At 31.2% G+C, this 3,975-nt stretch carries 7 protein-coding genes; 2 read left to right on the plus strand and 5 right to left on the minus strand.

The annotated features are described in order from the left end of the window. The 4 genes from ACLOR3_RS10560 to ACLOR3_RS10575 form a co-directional block, all read right to left on the minus strand. Nucleotides 1-252, minus strand: a 252-nt coding sequence (locus tag ACLOR3_RS10560; protein ID WP_412037215.1) for an Asp23/Gls24 family envelope stress response protein, incomplete at its 3' end; no start/stop codon positions are given. Between the two features lie 14 nt (nucleotides 253-266). Then, a complete protein-coding gene (locus ACLOR3_RS10565; RefSeq protein ID WP_048789865.1) occupies nucleotides 267-437 on the minus strand; it encodes a DUF2273 domain-containing protein in 171 nt (56 codons plus the stop codon). An 11-nt stretch (nucleotides 438-448) separates the two neighbouring features. Further along, nucleotides 449-1,015: an alkaline shock response membrane anchor protein AmaP gene (gene amaP, locus ACLOR3_RS10570; RefSeq protein WP_048789864.1), complete on the minus strand. Its 567-nt coding sequence runs from the start codon at nucleotides 1,013-1,015 to the stop codon at nucleotides 449-451. An 84-nt stretch (nucleotides 1,016-1,099) separates the two neighbouring features. Then, nucleotides 1,100-1,339 carry a GlsB/YeaQ/YmgE family stress response membrane protein gene (locus ACLOR3_RS10575; protein WP_048789863.1) on the minus strand — a complete coding sequence of 80 codons (240 nt, stop codon included), beginning with the start codon at nucleotides 1,337-1,339 and terminating at the stop codon, nucleotides 1,100-1,102. Between the two features lie 405 nt (nucleotides 1,340-1,744). Between ACLOR3_RS10575 and ACLOR3_RS10580 the strand changes: the two genes are divergently transcribed. Continuing rightward, nucleotides 1,745-2,236, plus strand: a complete 492-nt coding sequence (locus ACLOR3_RS10580; protein WP_048789862.1) for a hypothetical protein — start codon at nucleotides 1,745-1,747, stop codon at nucleotides 2,234-2,236. A 159-nt stretch (nucleotides 2,237-2,395) separates the two neighbouring features. Next, on the plus strand, nucleotides 2,396-3,277 hold the full coding sequence (locus tag ACLOR3_RS10585) for a diacylglycerol/lipid kinase family protein (RefSeq protein ID WP_154854013.1): 882 nt from the start codon (nucleotides 2,396-2,398) through the stop codon (nucleotides 3,275-3,277). 67 nt (nucleotides 3,278-3,344) lie between these two features. Here ACLOR3_RS10585 and ACLOR3_RS10590 read toward each other — a convergent pair whose 3' ends face one another. Further along, complete coding sequence (locus ACLOR3_RS10590; protein ID WP_411400951.1) at nucleotides 3,345-3,803, minus strand: SP_0198 family lipoprotein; 459 nt, start codon at nucleotides 3,801-3,803, stop codon at nucleotides 3,345-3,347. Between the last annotated feature and the right edge of the window lie 172 nt (nucleotides 3,804-3,975).

Raw genomic sequence — 3,975 nt, forward strand, 5'->3', positions numbered from 1 at the left:
AACAGCGACTTGTTCTTTACCAACTTCAACGTTGACTCCATTGGCAACATTGTCAGTGTTGACGATCTTATCAGCTAGGTTAGAGAAAAATCCTCCATCTACAGCCAACAAGCCGTCTACTTTTTCTAATGAAAGTCCGATGATTTTTTGGATGACTTTATCTTCGTAAGTCAATTCACCTTTTACTGCATCTGTTTGTTTAACTTCTTCTACTTTTGCGTTTGTTTCTTTAATATTTTTTTCGTTTGACATATGAAACTCCTTTATTATTTAAATAGTCCTTTTTGTTGTAAATAAAATCCAATTCCTATTCCCAAAATGGCGCAAATTAAGATAAATAACATCTTAAATAAACCAACGGATACAATTAGAGTTGCTAAGATAATAGCTCCTAATCCAAATAGGACTGGAAGTTTGTGTTTTTTAAACTGTTCCATTTTTTACTTCCTTACTTTACACGACTTACAGTTTTTTTAGTTGGTGTTTTAGGCTTATAATCTTTTACAGAAACATCAAGCTTAACACCATGATTCATTCCAAAAAACTGTGTTAATCCATCAGCGATTTCTTTTTGAATCAATTGACTTCTTTCGATAATGTTTTCAGACGGAAGAATTTCTCCTTCCACGTAAACTAAACATTTATTTTTCCGACTATTTACATGAACTTTAGGATCTTTAATGAAGTTATTTTCATTAACTAAACCACGAACAAATCCTTCAATAGCAGAATTTTTTAGTTTCAGCTTACCGCCTTTTTCTTCTAGTTGAATTTCTAAATCCCTCTTAGGGTAAAAAAGTATAACTAGCATCAAAAGTAGTATCAAAACCGATAGAACCAAGGAGCCCCAGAAAAGATATCTTGAAAAATAAAATTCCAAAAAGGAAATTCGCTTCCAATTTACTAAGTGGAGACCGAGACCGCTAACTTTGTGATAATCTAGCAAAATAGGAATCAAAATTGTCAAGATTAAAATACAAAAAATAAGGGAAAGTATTTTTTTTGACTTTGACATATTGAATCCTTTCGTCAATAGAGCGTAAACTATAACCTCCTTGTTTAAAAAAGATCATAATTTATTCCTGGGAACAAAAGAATATTATTCTTTTTTCCCAAAGAAAAACGACACTAGGGAGATAACAATGACTGCACCCGCAATAGATGGAAACAGTGCCATACCAACTAGGCTAGGTCCCCAAGAACCCAATAGTAATTGTCCAACAGACGAACCTACTAAACCTGCTAAGACTTTAGTAATTACACCCATCGAACCTCCCTTATTAGTGATCCCTCCGGCAACTAAACCGATAAGACCACCGACAACAGCGGATATAAGCATATCATCCTCCTTCCTAAAACAAAGAAAGGAAAAATTAATTAAAACAATACTCAACAATAATAAAAAGATAAAAATTTAAAGTTCGAATTTGTATTTTCAAAAAAGTAATTATTATTGAATATCTGTTCAAACACTTTTTCTTTTCTAAGGTTAATATAAGTATATACGCTCCAAAAAAAGAAGTCAAACATCTTGCTCATAGATTTTTGCATTTTTAAAAAATTACATTTTATCATATAATAATGTGGAAAATTGACGGATTCCTGAAATAATCATATAATATAAATATGTAAACCCTTACATATTATTCCACTTATACTTGATGAAATGCACGTTCTTGAGTGTCTATGAACATATAGACACTCTGCTATTTATTAAGTAAAATAAAGAATCACGGAGAAAGTTATGGATATTAAAGAGACATTCAACCAGTTAGACAATACAAAATTTAGTGATTTCAATAATCGCCTTGAAGGTTTTGAGAAACTTTTTAAAGACAATGATTTATTGGACATGCGTGATGATCTTACCAAAATCAATAAAGATGAAGTAATTGCTCTATGTGCTGAAATGAGAGGCTACAGAGCTGGATTTTTAGATACCTTACGTTTGATTGCTCCAGAAATTAATTTGGGAGATTCTAAAAAAGTCTTTTTAGAACTATGGGAAGAACATAATTTCAATCATCGTATTGACGATTTACTCGCTCATTATCCATATACAAATATTGAGGAGCGGATTGATTTTAGATTATTTGAAGAATATGGAACAAGTTCACGTGAAGAAGTCGCAAAAATGATGATTGATGATTTAGATACATCATCTGATGGCGAAGCTAAAAAACTATTTCTTCAAGAGTTTTTATCTTTGCATAAGAGAGAAAACAATATTGAATAAGTCTTAAATATAGATTTGTAATTACTCTGACTAACTCTCAAGCTGTCTTAGTTGAAAACGGAACTAGAAAATTAATGAGTATTTAGATTATTCAATTATAGGGTGTAAAAAGAGGATAAAAACAGTTCTATATTTTAGAAAATTTTTGGAGACATCTCAATGAAAAAAGCATTGTTAATTATTAATCCAACCTCTGGTGGAGAAAAGGCATTAGATTACAAAGAAATTTTGGAAAACAAAGCTAAAAAGTATTTTGACGATATCGAAACAATGATTACTCAAAAAGCTGAGGATGCAACTCACTTTTCTGAAAAGGCATCTAAAGAACATTATGATGCAGTAATTGTTTTTGGTGGAGATGGAACTGTCAATGAGGTTATTTCAGGAATTGCTGAGAAAGATTACATTCCAAAATTGGGGATCATTCCTGGTGGGACAGGCAACTTAATCACAAAATTATTAGGAATAAGCCAAGATATTGATCAGGCAATTGAAGAACTGGATTTCAATTTTACTAATACTATTGATATTGGAAAAGTTAATAACAGTTATTTTGGTTATGTCTTTAGCATTGGTTCTTTGCCAGAAGCCATTCATAATGTTGAAATAGAAGATAAGACAAAATTTGGAATCTTTGCGTATGCATTAAATACAATGAAGTCAATCATAAAAGATGACGTGTTTAATATTCGTATTGAAACTGAAAATGGAAGTTATAATGGAGAAGCTAGTCAAGTATTAGTCTTATTATCCAACTATTACGCTGATAAAAAACTATTTGATGAAAATAAAGATGGATACGGAAATATCTTAATTTTAAAAGATGCCTCCATCCTTTCTAAACTATCTGCAATTCCAGATTTGTTAAAAGGAGATGTTGTGGCTAATGATCACATCGAATACATTAAAGCAAGAAATATTAAAATTTCTTCTGATACTGAGTTAGAAACAGATGTTGACGGTGATAAATCAGATAAGCTTCCTGTAAATATTAAAATACTTGGTAACCATATCAAAGTTTATTCATCACCGAAAGAATAATATGTTTTTACCAAAAATAATTTAAATGATGAAAAAGAGACTAACTTAATGTAGTCTCCTTTTTTTACTATTTAGTTAAAACAATCCGATCTGACGGATCACGATCGAGATCATCAACTATAATTTGATTATCATTGACAGTATAAATTTTGACATCATCACTAATCGTCATGCGTTGATTTACTGAATCAAAAGTAACTTGCTTCACCTCTTTATCTCCATCAGGTTCCACTTCCGTCCATGTTCCGGTTGCACCATTCACAACCAGAATAATTTGGTCTTCTTCATCCACACCGTTATAAGTCCCATCAATATTTGTAGGCTGTGTTACTGGAGATTCAGAACTTTGAACTGTTTGAGACTGATTGTTGTTTGATGTCGATACAGAAGCATTTTGCTTAGCAGATTGATTGGATTGTTGTTGACTAACAGTCTGTTGAACAGGTTGAGCTGTCTGAGAACATGCAGTTAATAGAGCAATACTTGCTAAAGAAACAATAAAAATTGTAATTTTTTTTATTTTCATAGTGAATTCCTTCCTTTTTCCTTTGCGAACTAAATAAAGAAAAATTCACTTTAGTTAGTCAGCTACATATACAGTATACCAACATAAAAATAGAAGTCAATTTATACGCTTATGTTTATCTTGTATGTATATCATTGAATTTAAGACAATCTCAATCAGCAGGTACATATGA

Origin of the sequence: Streptococcus intestinihominis (assembly GCF_046824975.1) — a bacterium.
Classification (GTDB): Bacteria; Bacillota; Bacilli; order Lactobacillales; family Streptococcaceae; genus Streptococcus.